Here is a 14,414-nt window from a genome sequence, read left to right on the forward strand (position 1 = left end):
GTCGGGGTTGCGACTTATTACCGACGGGTAGCATCATCGTAGCTACCAGCCGGTACGTGGCTGGTACGTGGAACAGGCGCGAGGAGTCAGTGCCTCGCCGATCTCGCAACGGAGCTCAGTCATGGGGCACTACAAACCGAATCTCCGCGACATCGAGTTCAACCTCTTCGAAGTGCTGGGACGCGACGAGGTGTACGGCACCGGTCCGTTCGGGGAGATGGACGTCGACACCGCCAAGAGCGTCCTGGAGGAGCTGACCCGCCTCTCCGAGAACGAGCTGGCCGCCTCCTTCGAGGACGCCGACCGCAACCCGCCGGTCTTCGACCCCGAGACGAACACCGCCCCCGTCCCGGCGTCCTTCAAGAAGAGCTACCAGGCCTTCATGGACTCCGAGTACTGGCGCCTCGGCCTGCCCGAGGAGATCGGCGGCACCACCTCCCCGCGCTCCCTGATCTGGGCGTACGCGGAGCTGGTCCTGGGCGCCAACCCGGCCGTGTGGATGTACTCCTCCGGCCCGGCCTTCGCGGGCATCCTCTTCGACGAGGGCAACGAGGTCCAGAAGCAGATCGCGAAGATCGCGGTCGAGCGGCAGTGGGGCTCGACCATGGTGCTCACCGAGCCGGACGCGGGCTCGGACGTCGGCGCCGGCCGCACCAAGGCGGTCCAGCAGGAGGACGGCTCCTGGCACATCGAGGGCGTCAAGCGGTTCATCACGTCCGGCGAGCACGACATGTCGGAGAACATCCTCCACTACGTGCTGGCCCGCCCCGAGGGCGCCGGCCCCGGCACCAAGGGCCTGTCCCTCTTCCTCGTGCCGAAGTACGAGTTCGACGTCGAGACCGGCGAGCTGGGCGCGCGCAACGGCGTCTACGCCACCAACGTCGAGCACAAGATGGGCCTGAAGGCCTCCAATACCTGCGAGATGACCTTCGGCGACCGCCACCCCGCCAAGGGCTGGCTGATCGGCGACAAGCACGACGGCATCCGCCAGATGTTCCGCATCATCGAGTTCGCCCGCATGATGGTCGGCACGAAGGCCATCTCCACCCTGTCGACGGGCTACCTCAACGCGCTGGAGTACGCCAAGGAGCGCGTCCAGGGCCCCGACCTGGCCAACTTCATGGACAAGACCGCGCCCAAGGTCACCATCACCCATCACCCCGACGTCCGCCGCTCGCTGATGACGCAGAAGGCGTACGCCGAGGGCATGCGCGCCCTGGTGATGTACACCGCGGCCGTGCAGGACACCATCCAGGTCAAGGAGGCGAACGGCGAGGACTCCGCCGCCGACCACGCCCTCAACGACCTGCTGCTGCCGATCGTCAAGGGCTACGGCTCGGAGAAGGCGTACGAGCAGCTCGCCCAGTCGCTCCAGACCTTCGGCGGCTCCGGGTTCCTCCAGGAGTACCCGGTCGAGCAGTACATCCGCGACGCCAAGATCGACACCCTGTACGAGGGCACCACGGCGATCCAGGGGCAGGACTACTTCTTCCGGAAGATCGTCCGCAACCAGGGCGCCGCGCTGAACTCGCTCGCCGAGGACATCAAGAAGTTCCTCGCCCTCGGCACCGGCGGCGACGAACTGGCGGGCGCCCGCGAGCACCTCGCCAAGGCCGCCGTCGAACTGGAGGCGATCGTCGGCCAGATGCTCACCGACCTCGCCGCCACCGAGCAGGACGTCAAGAACATCTACAAGGTCGGGCTCAACACCACCCGCCTGCTGATGGCCTCCGGTGACGTGATCGTCGGCTACCTGCTGCTCAAGGGCGCCGCGGTCGCCGCCGAGAAGCTGCCGGCCGCGTCCGCGAAGGACAAGGCGTTCTACACCGGCAAGATCGCCGCGGCGAAGTTCTTCGCGGCGAACGTCCTGCCCGGCGTCACCCTGGCCCGCAAGGTCGCCCAGGGCGTCGAGCTGGACCTGATGGAGCTGGACGAGGCCGCGTTCTAGGCACCGTGCCGAGGGCCCGCTCCCGGTGGACGACGACCGGGAGCGGGCCCTCGCCCGTCGTGCGGGTGAACGCCCCGTCGTTAAGGTGGCCCCATGAGCGAACCCCCCCGCTTCGACCGCGGCCACACCGATGACCTGATGTCCTTCCTCGCGGCGTCCCCGACGCCGTACCACGCCGTGGCGAACGCCGCCCAGCGACTGGAGAAGGCGGGCTTCAGGCAGGTCGCGGAGACGGACGCCTGGGACGCCACGAGCGGCGGCAAGTACGTCCTGCGCGGCGGCGCGATCATCGCCTGGTACGTCCCCGAGGGCGCCGATCCGCACACCCCCTTCCGCGTCGTCGGCGCCCACACCGACTCGCCCAACCTGCGCGTCAAGCCGCGTCCCGACACCGGGGCGCACGGCTGGCGCCAGGTCGCCGTGGAGATCTACGGCGGCCCGCTGCTGAACTCCTGGCTCGACCGCGACCTGGGCCTGGCCGGCCGCCTCACCCTGCGCGACGGCTCGGCCCGCCTCGTCAACGTCGACCGGCCCCTGCTGCGCGTCCCGCAGCTCGCCATCCACCTGGACCGCAACGTCACCGCCGACGGCCTCAAGCTCGACAAGCAGCGCCACCTCCAGCCCGTCTGGGGCCTGGCCGGCACCGTCGGCGACGGCGACCTGATCGCCTTCCTGGAGCAGGAGGCGGGTCTCGACGCCGGTTCGGTCACCGGCTGGGACCTGATGACGCACTCCGTGGAGGCCCCGGCGTACCTGGGCCGCGACCGGGAGCTGGTCGCCGGACCGCGCATGGACAACCTGCTCTCCGTGCACGCGGGGGTGGCCGCGCTGGCCGCCGCAGCGACCGACGCGGCCGGACTGTCGTACATCCCGGTCCTCGCCGCCTTCGACCACGAGGAGACCGGCTCGCAGTCGGACACCGGTGCGGACGGGCCGCTGCTCGGCACCGTGCTGGAACGCTCGGTGCTGGCGCGCGGCGGTACGTTCGAGGACCGGGCCCGTGCCTTCGCCGGCACCGTCTGTCTGTCCTCCGACACCGGCCACGCCGTCCACCCCAACTACGCGGAGCGGCACGACCCGACGCACCACCCGCGCGTCAACGGCGGCCCGATCCTCAAGGTCAACGTCAACAACCGGTACGCGACGGACGGTTCGGGCCGCGCGGTGTTCGCCGCCGCCTGCGAGAAGGCGGGCGTCCCCTTCCAGTCGTTCGTCTCCAACAACTCCATGCCGTGCGGCACGACGATCGGCCCGATCACCGCCGCCCGGCACGGCATCCGGACCGTCGACATCGGCACCGCCATCCTGTCGATGCACAGCGCCCGCGAGCTGTGCGGCGCCGACGACCCGCGGTTGCTGGCGAACGCGCTGGTGGCGTTCCTCCGGTCGTAGAACGGCCCGACACCGCATGGGTGTTGCCTCCCGGGGTAACCGAACGGAACCGGATCGACCGGAAAGACCGGAACCGACCGGATCTACAGGGAGGCGACAGTCATGGGCCTCGGCGGGTGCATCATCCTCATCGCCGTGGGAGCCATCCTCACGTTCGCGACCGACTGGGACATGCAGGGTGTCAATCTCGACCTGGTCGGCGTCATCTTCATGATCGTCGGCCTGATCGGTGTCGCGACCTTCAGCAGCATCGCCCGCAGGCGGCGCGTCGTGATGCCCCCGACGACCCCGGTCGTCGAGGAACGGCCCCACTCGCGCGACGGCTACAACAACGGTTACGGCGCCTGACCGCCCCGGCGTGACTCAGGCGTCCGGCCCCGCCGGCGCGCGCTCCGACAGCGCGGGTTCCATCAGCGCGGGTTCCATCAGCGCGGGTTCCATCAGCGCGGGTTCCGTCAGCGCGTGTCCCGTCGTCGCGTCCACGTGGTCCGGCACCTCGTCGTGGCGGTCGCCGACGGTGGAGGTGCCGGTGGGCTCCAGCACCAGGATCCGCGTGGGGACGGGGGCGTACGGCTTGTGTTCCGTGCCGCGCGGGACCGTGAAGACCGAGCCCGTGGGCAGCACGACCACGCGTTCGCCGGCCGGCTCGCGCAGGGCGATGCGCAGCTCGCCGTCGAGCACGAGGAAGAACTCGTCGGTGTGGTCGTGGACGTGCCACAGGTGCTCGCCCTCGACCTTGGCGACCCGGACGTCGTAGTCGTTGACGGTGGTGACGATGCGAGGGCTCCACTGCTCCGTGAAGGAGGCGAGGGCGGTGGCGAGGGAGACGGGTTCCTTGGTCATGGGGCCATCGTGCGGGCTGCCGTACGGGCCGCACGAGTGCTAGGAATCGCACATGCCGCACGATTCCTCTCAGCCGTCTCCGCCTGTTCGGCCCTCCCGGCCCTCCCGGCCGCACCGGGTCGCCGTGGTCGTCGACGAGGGCACCAACCCGTTCGAGGTCGGCTGCGCCACCGAACTGTTCGGCCTGCCCCGGCCCGAGCTCGGGCTGCCGGGCCCGTTGTACGAGACGACACTGTGCGGACCCACGCCCACTGTCCGGATGAACCACGGGTTCTTCGGCATCGCCGGCCTGCCCGGCCTGGACGTCGTGGACACGGCGGACACGCTCGTCGTCCCCGGCCGGCCCGACAACGTGGTGCCGCGCGGCCCGGAGGTCCTGGACGCCATCCGGCGCGCGCACGCCCGGGGCGCCCGCGTCGTCAGCCTGTGCACCGGCAGCTTCGCGCTCGCCGAGGCCGGACTGCTCGACGGACGGCGGGCCGCGACCCACTGGATGTGGGCCGACTCCTTCCGCCGGCTGCACCCGCGCGTGCTGCTGGAACCGGACGTGCTGTTCGTGGACGAGGGGGACGTGCTCACCGCGGCGGGCAGCGCGGCCGCGCTCGACCTGGGTCTCCACCTCTGGCGCCGCGACCACGGCGCCGAGATCGCCAACGCCGTGTCCCGGCGGCTGGTGTTCGCCGCCCACCGGGACGGCGGACAGCGGCAGTTCGTGGAGCGGCCGGTGCCCGACGTGCCGGACGCCTCGCTGGCACCCCTGCTGGCCTGGGCGCAGGAACGCCTGGGGGAGCCGCTGACGGTGGCGGACCTGGCCGCCCGCGCGGCGGTCTCGCCGGCCACCCTGCACCGGCGGTTCCGGGCGCAGCTGGGCACGACGCCGCTGGCCTGGCTCACGGCGGAACGCGTGATCCTCGCGCGGCGGCTGATCGAACGCGGCGAGGAGCGGCTGGACGTCGTGGCCGCCCGCGCCGGACTGGGGAGCGCCGCGAACCTGCGGGCGCGGCTGCGCCGGGAGACCGGACTCAGCCCCTCGGCCTACCGCCGACGTTTCGGACCGGCCACCGGGGAAGCGATCCCCGTATGACATCCCGTAAGAGATTCCTCGTGTACGACCGGCTCCTCGGCTTCGGTGACGACTACTGGATCGAGGACGACCGGGGCGACAAGGTCTTCCTCGTCGACGGCAAGGCGATGCGGCTGCGGGACACCTGGGAGCTGAAGGACACCCAGGGACGGGTGCTCATCGGCATCCACCAGAAGATGTTCGCGCTGCGCGACACCATGGTGATCGAACGGGCCGGCGATCCGCTGGCCACCATCAAGCGCAAGCGGCTGTCGCTGCTGCGCAACCACTACCGGGTGGCCCTGGCCGACGGCAACGAACTGGACGTCAGCGGCAAGATCCTCGACCGGGAGTTCGCCATCGAGTACGACGGCGAACTGCTGGCCGTCATCTCCCGCCGCCTGCTGACCGTCCGGGACACCTACGGCCTGGACGTCGTCCACGAGGACGCCGATCCGGCGCTGCTGATCGCGCTGACGGTGTGCGTGATCCACTTGGCGGAGAAGGAACGGGAGAAGGAACGCGAGAAGGAGCAGGAGTAGCAGCAGGAGAAGCAGCAGGAGAAGCAGCAGGAGAAGCAGCAGGAGTCAGCAGGAGAAGCAGCAGGAGAAGCAGCAGAGGGCCGCTGAGCGGGTGCCCGGCGCCGGGTGGGGCACCACCCTGGCATTCGAGGCGTCAACACGGGCCTACGATCGTCACACGAAAGCACTGCCGGGGTGCCGCACAGCAGCGTAACTTAGCCTCCCAAGACGCCCGCCGACCGCCGCCCGTCCACCTTGTACCGACCGCCTGTACCGACCGCCGAGGGGTCCCGTTCCGTGAGTCTGCATCCCACCCTCCAGCCCTACGCCGACGCCTGGACTCACTCCATCGAAGCGATATCCGAGCTGGTGCAGCCGCTCGTGGAAGCAGAGTGGAACCGCCGTACGCCGTGCCCCGGCTGGTCCGTGCGCGATGTCGTCTCCCATGTCATCGGCCTGGACTCGGAGATGCTCGGCGACCCGCGTCCCATCCACACGCTCCCGCGCGACCTGTTCCACGTCACCAACGACCACCAGCGCTACATGGAGATGCAGGTCGACGCCCGCCGGCACCACACGGCGCCCGAGATGACCTCCGAGCTGGAGTACATGATCATCCGGCGCAACCGGCAGCTGCGCAACGAGTCGCGCGACCCCGGCGCCAAGGTGCGCGGCCCGCTCGGCGCCGAGCTGACCCTGGAGGAGTCGATGCGCCGGCACGCCTTCGAGGTGTGGGTGCACGAGCAGGACCTGCGCACCGCCCTCGGGCACCCCGCCGACCTCGACTCCCCCGGCGCGCACGTCGCCCGTGACGTGCTGCTCGCCGAGCTGCCGCGGATCGTCGCCGAGGACGCGGACGCACCGCGCAGTTCGGCCGTCGTCTTCGACGTCCACGGGCCCGTCGAGTTCCTGCGCACGATCCGCGTCGACATCCAGGGCCGCGGCACCCTGGAGACGGCCCCCGCGCTGGGCCCCGTCGCCACCCTGACCCTCGACTGGGAGACGTACGTCCGCCTGGCCTGCGGCCGGGTGACGCCGGAGGCGGTGGCCGACCGGGTGAAGGCGGAGGGCGACCCGGAGCTGACGGCGGCGATCCTGCGGCACTTCACCGTCACCAAGTGACGGGCGTCATCGGGTGACGGCCGCCCTCGGGTGACGGCCGCCCTCGGGTGACGACGGCCACCGGGGGTGGCGCGCACGGGTACCGGGGCTACAGGACGGTGTCCGGGGGAGAGCCGAGCTGGCGCAGGGCGCCGGCCAGGCCCCAGTTGAACCAGCTCTCGGCGATCTTCCCGTCGTCGAAGCGCAGCGTGACATGGCCGGTCGCCTCGAACGACGCCCCGCTCGGCGGGTTCCCCTGGTACGCGCCGGTGTGCCGGCCGCGCAGGACGAACCGGGCGCAGACGAGGTCGCCCTCGGCCACCATGCTCTGCGCCCGGTGGGTGAGGCCGAAGGCCTCCATCAGCTCCCGGTACACCCGCGCGGCCTCGGCGAGGCCCACCGACTCCTGGGCCATGTTCGGGTCGTGCTCGACGTAGTCGGGGGTGCAGTGCCGGGCGTAGACGGGCCCGCGGTCGTGGTCCGCCGTCTCCTCCAGCAACCGGCGGGCAAGGGTCTTGTTGTCCATGTCCATGTCCGTGTCGGTGACCATGTCCGTGTCCATGACCCGTTCCTACCGGGGCCCGCTCCTCCCGGGCCGTGCCGCCACGCGCGGTCACACGGGAACGTGCACCGACGACACCCGACTGGCCACCAGCCGCTCCCGCTCCCGCCGCGCGGCCCGCCCGCGCAGCCGCAGGATCTGCGAGACGCCCAGTGCCTGGAGCACGAACACCGCCGAGAAGGCGACCGTGTAGTCGTCGCCGGTGGCGTCCAGCAGCACGCCGATGGCCAGCAGTGTCGTCATCGAGGCGATGAAACCGCCCATGTTGGTGATGCCGGAGGCGGTGCCCTGACGCTCCGGCGGGTTGGCCGGGCGGGAGAAGTCGAAGCCGATCATCGAGGCCGGTCCGCAGGCGCCCAGCACCACGCACAGCACGATCAGCAGCCACATCGGCGCGTGCTCGGCCGGGTAGGCGAGCGTCGCCGCCCACAGCAGCGCCGTGGCGCCCACGGTCGCCAGCGCCAGCGGCAGCCGCGCCCGGTGGTGCCGGGCGATGATCTGGCCGTAGACCAGGCCGACGACCATGTTCGACAGCACGACGAGGGTGAGCAGCTCGCCGGCCGTGGCGCGGGTCAGGCCCTGTGCCTCGACCAGGAACGGCAGGCCCCACAGCAGCAGGAACACCATCGCCGGGAACTGCGTGGTGAAGTGCACCCACAGGCCCAGCCGGGTCCCCGGCTCCCGCCAGGAGGCGGCGATCTGGCGGCGTACGTACGTCGCCCCCTGGTGCGGCACCGGCTCGGGCTCGTGGCCGTCGGGGTGGTCCTTGAGGAAGAGCAGCAGCAGGACGAGGACGACCACGCCGGCCAGCGCACTGCCGGCGAACGCCGCCGTCCAGCCGATGCCGTGCAGCAGGCGGGCGATGACCAGGGTGGAGACCAGGTTGCCGGCCATGCCGGCCAGTCCGGCGAGCTGGGCGACCAGCGGCCCGCGCCGGGCCGGGAACCAGCGGGTGCCCAGGCGCAGCACGCTGATGAAGGTCAGCGCGTCACCGCAGCCCAGCAGCGCCCGCGAGGCCAGCGCCGTGCCGTAGGAGGGGGAGAGGGCGAAGCCGAGCTGGCCCAGCGTGAACAGCACCGCGCCGATGGCCAGCACCTTCTTGGTGCCGAGCCGGTCGACCAGCAGGCCGACGGGTATCTGCATGCCGGCGTAGACCAGCAGCTGGAGTATGGAGAAGGTGGACAGCGCCGAGGCGCCCACGTGGAAGCGCTCGACGGCGTCCAGTCCCGCGACGCCCAGCGACGTGCGGAAGATGACGGCCACGAAGTAGACGGCGACGCCGACGCCCCAGACGGCGAGCGCGCGCCGGCCGCCCGGGGGGTCGCCGGGCAGCGTGGTGCCGGCGCTGCTCATCGGACCTCCCCCCGGGCCAGGTGGGAGACCCAGCCGACGTGCCGGCCGACGACGGCGACGGCCGCCTCCGCGTCGCCGGCGCGCAGCGCGTCGAGGATCTCCTGGTGCTCGGTGATGGTCTTGGCGATCCGGTCGGGGTGGGAGTGCATGACGGCGACGCCCATCCGCAACTGGCGGTCGCGGAGCTGGTCGTAGAGGCGGGAGAGGATCTCGTTGCCGCCGCTGCGCACGATCTCGGCGTGGAAGCAGCGGTCGGCGACGGCGGCGGCGGCGAAGTCCCCGGCCGCGGCCCGCTCCTTGTGCTCGTCGAGCAGCTCGGCCAGCCGCTCCAGCAGCGCGGGCGAGGCCGGTACGGCCTTGCGGGCGGCGTGCTCCTCGACCAGCAGCCGGGTCTCCACCACGTCCGCGATCTCCTGCGCGGAGACGGGCAGGACGAGGGCGCCCTTCTTCGGGTAGAGCCGGATCAGGCCCTCGACCTCCAGCCGCAGCAGCGCCTCGCGCACCGGGGTGCGCGAGACCCCGGTGGCCTCGGCCAGTTCGCCCTCGGTCAGCAGGGTGCCGCCTTCGTAACGGCGGTCGAGGACACCTTGCTTGACATGTGTGTAGACGCGGTCGGCGGCGGGGGGTTGCTTCACGGCCATGGTCATGCCCACAGGATAGATACAACAGGGACGCATGAAGAGGCTCGTCCATCATGCGGACACTTCCTCCGTCACAGAGCAACCATCCACCCCTGTCATGAGTCGAATACAGTCGCGGCATCATGCTGTTCAGATGATGAACTGACCTCAACTCGGCCGCACCGCCGGTGAATTCCACACAATCGGGGTACTACACGTGAATACCGTCAATCAGGGCTTTCGCCTCCGCAGGGCCGTCGCCGTCGCCGTGACGAGCGGCACCATGGTGGCGACCGGTGTCCTCACCGCGGCGCCGGCCCAGGCCGCCACGACGCCGTCCATCACCGCCAAGGGCGGGTTCGTGATGAACAGCGCCAACGGCAAGACGCTCTACAGCAAGTCCGCCGACACCAAGCGGCTGACCGCCTCCACCACGAAGATCATGACCGCCAAGGTCGTGCTCTCGCAGAAGAACCTGAACCTCGACTCCAAGGTCACCATCAAGAAGGCCTACAGCGACTACATCGTCTCCAAGGGCGCCTCGTCGGCCCGGCTGATCGTCGGCGACAAGGTCACCGTCCGCCAGCTCCTCTACGGGATGATGCTGCCGTCCGGCTGCGACGCCGCGATGGCGCTGGCCGACAAGTTCGGTTCCGGCTCGACCGTCTCGGCCCGCACCAAGAACTTCATCAGCAAGATGAACTCCACGGCCAAGAGCCTGGGCATGACCAAGACGCACTTCGACTCGTTCGACGGCATCAGCAACGGGTCCAACTACTCGACGCCGCGCGACCTGACCAAGCTCGCCCGCAGCGCGATGAAGAGCTCCACCTTCAAGACCGTCGTGAAGGCCAAGTCGTACAAGGCCAAGACCATCACCAAGACCGGGTCCACCCGCACCATGGCGACCTGGTCGAACACCAACACCCTGCTCGGCTGGAACGGCACGCTGGGCGTGAAGACCGGCTCCGGCTCCTCCGCCAAGTACTGCCTGGTGTTCGCCGCCACCAAGAACGGTGAGTCGGTCGTCGGCGCGGTGCTCACCTCGTCCTCCGCGGCCAACCGCACCTCGGACGTGAAGAAGCTCGTCAACTACGGCTACTCGAAGATCAGCTGACGCTCCGTCCACGGCTTCGCGCGAGGGGGTCCACCGCCGGCGGGCGGTGGACCCCCTTCGCCGTGCTCGCTAGGCCCAGGTGATCAGCCGCTTGGGCTGCTCCAGGATCGCGGCCACGTCGGCCAGGACCTTGGAGCCCAGTTCGCCGTCGACCAGACGGTGGTCGAAGCTCAGCGCCAGCGTGGTGACCTGACGGGGCTTCACCTTGCCCTTGTGCACCCAGGGCTGGAGCTTGATCGCGCCGATCGCGAGGATCGCCGACTCGCCGGGGTTGAGGATCGGTGTGCCGGTGTCGACACCGAAGACGCCCACGTTGGTGATGGTGACCGTGCCGCCCTGCATCGCGGCCGGGGAGGTCCTGCCCTCCCGGGCCGTGGTGACCAGCTCGCCCAGCGAACGGGCCAGTTCCGGCAGCGTCTTGGCGTGCGCGTCCTTGATGTTCGGCACGAGCAGGCCGCGCGGGGTCGCGGCGGCGATGCCCAGGTTGACGTAGTGCTTGACCACGATCTCCTGCGCGGCCTCGTCCCAGGCGGCGTTGATGTCCGGGTGGCGGCGGATCGCGACCAGCAGGGCCTTGGCGATCAGGAGCAGCGGGTTGACCCGCAGGCCCTCGAACTCCTTGTCCTGCTTCAGCTCCTCGACCAGCTTCATCGTGCGGGTCACGTCGACCGTCACGAACTCCGTGACGTGCGGCGCGGTGAACGCCGAGCCGACCATCGCCGCGGCCGTCGCCTTGCGGACACCCTTGACCGGGACGCGGGTCTCGCGGGCACCGCCGGACGGCACCGCCGCCGGGGCGGCGACGGAGGGCGCCGGTGCGGGGGCCGGCACGGCGGCCGACGCGGCGGCCGGTTCCGTGGCTGCGGCGGGCGCCACCGCCGCGTGCACGTCCTCGCGCGTGATGATGCCGTCCGGCCCCGACGGGACCACGGTCGTCAGATCGACGCCGAGGTCCTTGGCGAGCTTGCGCACCGGGGGCTTGGCCAGGGGGCGCTCCCGGGTGACCGGCGCCTGCCCGTTCAGCTCGGCCTGGATCGCGGCGGCCGGTGTGGCGGCGGGGGCGGTGGCCGGGGCGGCGGCGGGCTCCGCGGGCGTCTGTGGTGCCGGTGGCGTCAGCGGCACCTGTGATGCCTGTGGCACCTGCGGTGCCTTGCGCGGGCGGCGGCGGGTCGAGGACGCGGCCACCCCGTAGCCGACCAGGACCGGCTGGCGGCCCTGCGGCTGCTCGGGCTCACCGGCCGCGGACGCCTCGGCCGGTTCCCGCGCCACCGTCTCCCGGGCCGGCTCGACGCCCGTCCCGCCGCCCGTGTCCACCGCGATGATCGCCGTGCCCACGTCCACCGTGGTGCCCTCGGGGACGTGCAGCGCGCGGACCACGCCGTCGTAGGGGATGGGCAGCTCGACCGCGGCCTTGGCCGTCTCGACCTCGCAGACCACCTGGCCGTCGGTGACCGTGTCGCCGGGCTGGACGTACCACTTGAGGATCTCGGCCTCGGTGAGTCCCTCGCCCACGTCGGGCATCTTGAACTCGCGCACCGCGCCCACGGACGCTTCCGTCATCGTCGTCACGACCCTCTCCTCAGTACGCCAGCGAGCGGTCGACGGCATCCAGCACCCGGTCCAGGTCGGGCAGGTACTCCTCCTCCAGACGCGCCGGCGGGTACGGCGCGTGGTAGCCGCCGACCCGGAGCACCGGGGCCTCCAGGTGGTAGAAGCAGCGCTCGGTGATCCGCGCGGCGATCTCCGCGCCGGAGCCGAGGAAGACCGGCGCCTCGTGCACCACGACCAGGCGGCGGGTCTTCTCCACCGAGGTCTGCACGGTGTCGAAGTCCAGCGGGGAGACCGAGCGCAGGTCGACGACCTCCAGGGACCGGCCCTCCTCCGCCGCCGCGTCGGCCGCCTCCAGGCAGAGCTTCACCATCGGGCCGTACGCGACCAGGGTGAGGTCGGTGCCCTCGCGGGCCACCCGCGCGGCGTGCAGCGGGCCGGGAATCGCCTCCGGGTCGACCTCGCCCTTGTCCCAGTAGCGCCGCTTGGGCTCGAAGAAGATCACCGGGTCGTCGCTCTGGATGGCCTGCTGCATCATCCAGTAGGCGTCCGAGGAGTTGGACGGCGTGACCACCTTCAGCCCCGCCACGTGCGCGAAGAGCGCCTCGGGGGACTCCGAGTGGTGCTCGACCGCGCCGATCCCGCCGCCGTAGGGGATGCGCACGACGACCGGCAGCTTGATCTTGCCCAGCGCGCGGGCGTGCATCTTCGCGAGCTGCGTGACGATCTGGTCGTACGCCGGGAAGACGAAGCCGTCGAACTGGATCTCCACCACGGGGCGGTAGCCGCGCAGGGCGAGGCCGATCGCCGTGCCGACGATGCCGGACTCGGCGAGCGGGGTGTCGATGACGCGGCCCTCGCCGAAGTCCTTCTGCAGGCCGTCCGTCACCCGGAACACACCGCCGAGCTTGCCGACGTCCTCGCCCATGACGAGGACCTTGGGGTCCGTCTCCAGGGCGCGGCGCAGCGACTCGTTGATCGCCTTGGCGATCGCCATCTTCTCGGCCATGATCAGACCCCCTCGGCCTCGGTGTCGGCGAACGACGCCTGGTAGGCGACGAACTGGGCGCGCTCCTCGTCGACCAGCGCGTGGCCGTCCGCGTACGCGTGCTCGAAGAGGGCCAGCCGGTCCGGGTCCGGCATGGCACGGACCACTTCGCGCACTCGTTTGCCCAACGCCTCGCTCTCGGTCTCCAGTTCCGTGAAGAATCCCTCGTCCGTGTGGTTTGAGGCCTCCAGGTGGCGGCGCAGGCGCAGGATCGGGTCCTTCGCCTCCCAGGCGATCCGCTCGTCGTCGTGGCGGTAGCGCGAGGGGTCGTCGGAGGTGGTGTGGGCGCCCATCCGGTAGGTGTACGCCTCGATGAGCGCCGGGCCCTCACCGCGCCGGGCCCGCTCCAGCGCCCAGCGGGTGACCGCGAGGGAGGCGAGGACGTCGTTGCCGTCGACGCGGACGCCCGGGAAGCCGAAGCCCTCGGCGCGCTGGTAGAGCGGCACCCGGGTCTGCTTCTCGTTGGACTCGGAGATCGCCCACTGGTTGTTCTGGCAGAAGAAGACCACCGGCGCGTTGTAGACCGCGGCGAAGTTGAACGCCTCCATGACGTCGCCCTGGCTGGAGGCGCCGTCGCCGAAGTAGGCGAGGACGGCCGAGTCGGCGCCGTCCATGGCGACGCCCATCGCGTAGCCGGTGGCGTGCAGCGCCTGGGAGCCGATGACGATGGTGTAGAGGTGGAAGTTGTTGCTGTTGGGGTCCCAGCCGCCGTTGTTCACGCCGCGGAACATGCCCAGCAGGTTGGTCGGGTCGACCCCGCGGCACCAGGCGACGCCGTGCTCGCGGTAGGTCGGGAAGACGTAGTCGTCCTCGCGGGTGGCCCGGCCGGAGCCGATCTGCGCGGCCTCCTGGCCGAGCAGCGACGCCCACAGCCCCAGTTCGCCCTGGCGCTGCAGCGCGGTGGCCTCGGCGTCGAAGCGCCGGGTGAGCACCATGTCGCGGTACAGGCCGCGCAGCTCGTCGGGGGTGACACCGGCGACGTACGGGTCGAACTCGGCGTTCTTGACGCGCTTGCCCTCGGGCGTCAGCAGCTGCACGAGCTGCGGGTCGGCGCCCTTGCCGGCGGCGCGGGTGCTGCGCGTGGTGCGTTTGGTACCGGTGGTGCCGGCTGCCTTGGTGCCGGTGGTACCGGCGTTCCCGGCCTTGCTCCCGGCGCTGCGTCGCGGCTTGCGCGCGGCAGTGCTCTCCACGGTCACGTGTGCTCCTCCGTCGGTCCGGCCCCCGGGTTCGCCGGGAGGCGGTGCGGCTCACCCGCGTCCGGCGGGCGCACGGGGTGGGTGCGCCGGAGCCGGGTGCGG

13 protein-coding genes and 1 pseudogene are annotated in these 14,414 nt (G+C 71.0%); 7 read left to right on the forward strand and 7 right to left on the reverse strand.

Translation table 11 applies throughout. The annotated features are described in order from the left end of the window. The first annotated feature begins 121 nt into the window (after positions 1–121). The 3 genes from J7I94_RS16180 to J7I94_RS16190 all read left to right on the forward strand — a co-directional run bounded on the left by J7I94_RS16180 (position 122) and on the right by J7I94_RS16190 (position 3,688). On the forward strand, positions 122–1,948 hold the full coding sequence (locus J7I94_RS16180) for an acyl-CoA dehydrogenase (protein WP_215167806.1): 1,827 nt from the start codon (positions 122–124) through the stop codon (positions 1,946–1,948). Between the two features lie 93 nt (positions 1,949–2,041). Further along, a complete protein-coding gene (locus tag J7I94_RS16185; protein ID WP_215167807.1) occupies positions 2,042–3,340 on the forward strand; it encodes a M18 family aminopeptidase in 1,299 nt (432 codons plus the stop codon). Positions 3,341–3,442: 102 nt separating this feature from the next. Beyond that, on the forward strand, positions 3,443–3,688 hold the full coding sequence (locus tag J7I94_RS16190) for a DUF6458 family protein (protein WP_215167808.1): 246 nt from the start codon (positions 3,443–3,445) through the stop codon (positions 3,686–3,688). Positions 3,689–3,793: 105 nt separating this feature from the next. On the opposite strand, the pseudogene J7I94_RS16195 reads toward J7I94_RS16190, so the two are convergent. Next, a pseudogene (locus tag J7I94_RS16195) lies at positions 3,794–4,183 on the reverse strand (cupin domain-containing protein); the annotation flags it as partial. Positions 4,184–4,235: 52 nt separating this feature from the next. Between J7I94_RS16195 and J7I94_RS16200 the strand changes: the two are divergent. The 3 genes from J7I94_RS16200 to J7I94_RS16210 all read left to right on the forward strand — a co-directional run bounded on the left by J7I94_RS16200 (position 4,236) and on the right by J7I94_RS16210 (position 6,889). Then, entirely contained in the window at positions 4,236–5,267 is a 1,032-nt protein-coding gene (locus J7I94_RS16200; protein ID WP_215167810.1) for a GlxA family transcriptional regulator, read from the forward strand. Further along, on the forward strand, positions 5,264–5,788 hold the full coding sequence (locus J7I94_RS16205; protein WP_215167811.1) for an LURP-one-related/scramblase family protein: 525 nt from the start codon (positions 5,264–5,266) through the stop codon (positions 5,786–5,788). Before J7I94_RS16200 ends, J7I94_RS16205 begins: the two co-directional genes overlap by 4 nt. A gap of 276 nt (positions 5,789–6,064) precedes the next feature. Further along, positions 6,065–6,889 (forward strand): maleylpyruvate isomerase family mycothiol-dependent enzyme, encoded by an 825-nt coding sequence (locus J7I94_RS16210; RefSeq protein ID WP_215167812.1) that lies wholly within the window; start codon positions 6,065–6,067, stop codon positions 6,887–6,889. Between the two features lie 88 nt (positions 6,890–6,977). Here the strand turns inward: J7I94_RS16210 and J7I94_RS16215 are convergent, their stop codons facing one another. From J7I94_RS16215 to J7I94_RS16225, 3 genes are read right to left on the reverse strand one after another with little or no spacing between them, the layout of a single operon-like run. Further along, on the reverse strand, positions 6,978–7,430 hold the full coding sequence (locus J7I94_RS16215) for an ester cyclase (protein ID WP_251075235.1): 453 nt from the start codon (positions 7,428–7,430) through the stop codon (positions 6,978–6,980). Positions 7,431–7,481: 51 nt separating this feature from the next. Further along, positions 7,482–8,783 (reverse strand): nitrate/nitrite transporter, encoded by a 1,302-nt coding sequence (locus J7I94_RS16220; RefSeq protein ID WP_215167813.1) that lies wholly within the window; start codon positions 8,781–8,783, stop codon positions 7,482–7,484. Next, complete coding sequence (locus tag J7I94_RS16225; protein WP_215167814.1) at positions 8,780–9,430, reverse strand: GntR family transcriptional regulator; 651 nt, start codon at positions 9,428–9,430, stop codon at positions 8,780–8,782. The genes J7I94_RS16220 and J7I94_RS16225 overlap by 4 nt, the downstream gene beginning before the upstream one ends. Before the next feature lie 256 nt (positions 9,431–9,686). Here J7I94_RS16225 and J7I94_RS16230 point away from each other — a divergent pair, with 256 nt between their 5' ends. Then, positions 9,687–10,520: a serine hydrolase gene (locus tag J7I94_RS16230; RefSeq protein WP_251075239.1), complete on the forward strand. Its 834-nt coding sequence runs from the start codon at positions 9,687–9,689 to the stop codon at positions 10,518–10,520. 69 nt (positions 10,521–10,589) lie between these two features. Here J7I94_RS16230 and J7I94_RS16235 read toward each other — a convergent pair whose 3' ends face one another. The 3 genes from J7I94_RS16235 to pdhA are packed head-to-tail and all read right to left on the reverse strand — an operon-like array spanning position 10,590 to position 14,312. Beyond that, positions 10,590–12,089, reverse strand: a complete 1,500-nt coding sequence (locus J7I94_RS16235; protein WP_215167815.1) for a dihydrolipoamide acetyltransferase family protein — start codon at positions 12,087–12,089, stop codon at positions 10,590–10,592. Between the two features lie 10 nt (positions 12,090–12,099). Next, positions 12,100–13,077, reverse strand: a complete 978-nt coding sequence (locus tag J7I94_RS16240) for an alpha-ketoacid dehydrogenase subunit beta (RefSeq protein ID WP_215167816.1) — start codon at positions 13,075–13,077, stop codon at positions 12,100–12,102. A 2-nt stretch (positions 13,078–13,079) separates the two neighbouring features. Further along, the gene (pdhA, locus tag J7I94_RS16245; RefSeq protein ID WP_215167817.1) at positions 13,080–14,312 is read right to left on the reverse strand and encodes a pyruvate dehydrogenase (acetyl-transferring) E1 component subunit alpha; all 1,233 of its coding nucleotides are present in this window, start codon (positions 14,310–14,312) and stop codon (positions 13,080–13,082) included. Positions 14,313–14,414 lie beyond the last annotated feature (102 nt).

Source organism: Streptomyces sp. ISL-12 (genome assembly GCF_018614415.1).
Taxonomy (GTDB): Bacteria; Actinomycetota; Actinomycetes; order Streptomycetales; family Streptomycetaceae; genus Streptomyces.

What these genes read in the sequence shown, in the direction of transcription:
- J7I94_RS16215 (WP_251075235.1), bottom strand. Translation starts at nt 7,430, where the DNA reads ATGGACACGGACATGGTCACCGACACGGACATGGACATGGACAACAAG.
- J7I94_RS16220 (WP_215167813.1), bottom strand. Translation starts at nt 8,783, where the DNA reads ATGAGCAGCGCCGGCACCACGCTGCCCGGCGACCCCCCGGGCGGCCGG.
- J7I94_RS16190 (WP_215167808.1), top strand. Translation starts at nt 3,443, where the DNA reads ATGGGCCTCGGCGGGTGCATCATCCTCATCGCCGTGGGAGCCATCCTC.
- J7I94_RS16240 (WP_215167816.1), bottom strand. Translation starts at nt 13,077, where the DNA reads ATGGCCGAGAAGATGGCGATCGCCAAGGCGATCAACGAGTCGCTGCGC.
- J7I94_RS16180 (WP_215167806.1), top strand. Translation starts at nt 122, where the DNA reads ATGGGGCACTACAAACCGAATCTCCGCGACATCGAGTTCAACCTCTTC.
- J7I94_RS16225 (WP_215167814.1), bottom strand. Translation starts at nt 9,430, where the DNA reads ATGACCATGGCCGTGAAGCAACCCCCCGCCGCCGACCGCGTCTACACA.
- J7I94_RS16185 (WP_215167807.1), top strand. Translation starts at nt 2,042, where the DNA reads ATGAGCGAACCCCCCCGCTTCGACCGCGGCCACACCGATGACCTGATG.
- J7I94_RS16200 (WP_215167810.1), top strand. Translation starts at nt 4,236, where the DNA reads ATGCCGCACGATTCCTCTCAGCCGTCTCCGCCTGTTCGGCCCTCCCGG.
- J7I94_RS16230 (WP_251075239.1), top strand. Translation starts at nt 9,687, where the DNA reads ATGGTGGCGACCGGTGTCCTCACCGCGGCGCCGGCCCAGGCCGCCACG.
- J7I94_RS16205 (WP_215167811.1), top strand. Translation starts at nt 5,264, where the DNA reads ATGACATCCCGTAAGAGATTCCTCGTGTACGACCGGCTCCTCGGCTTC.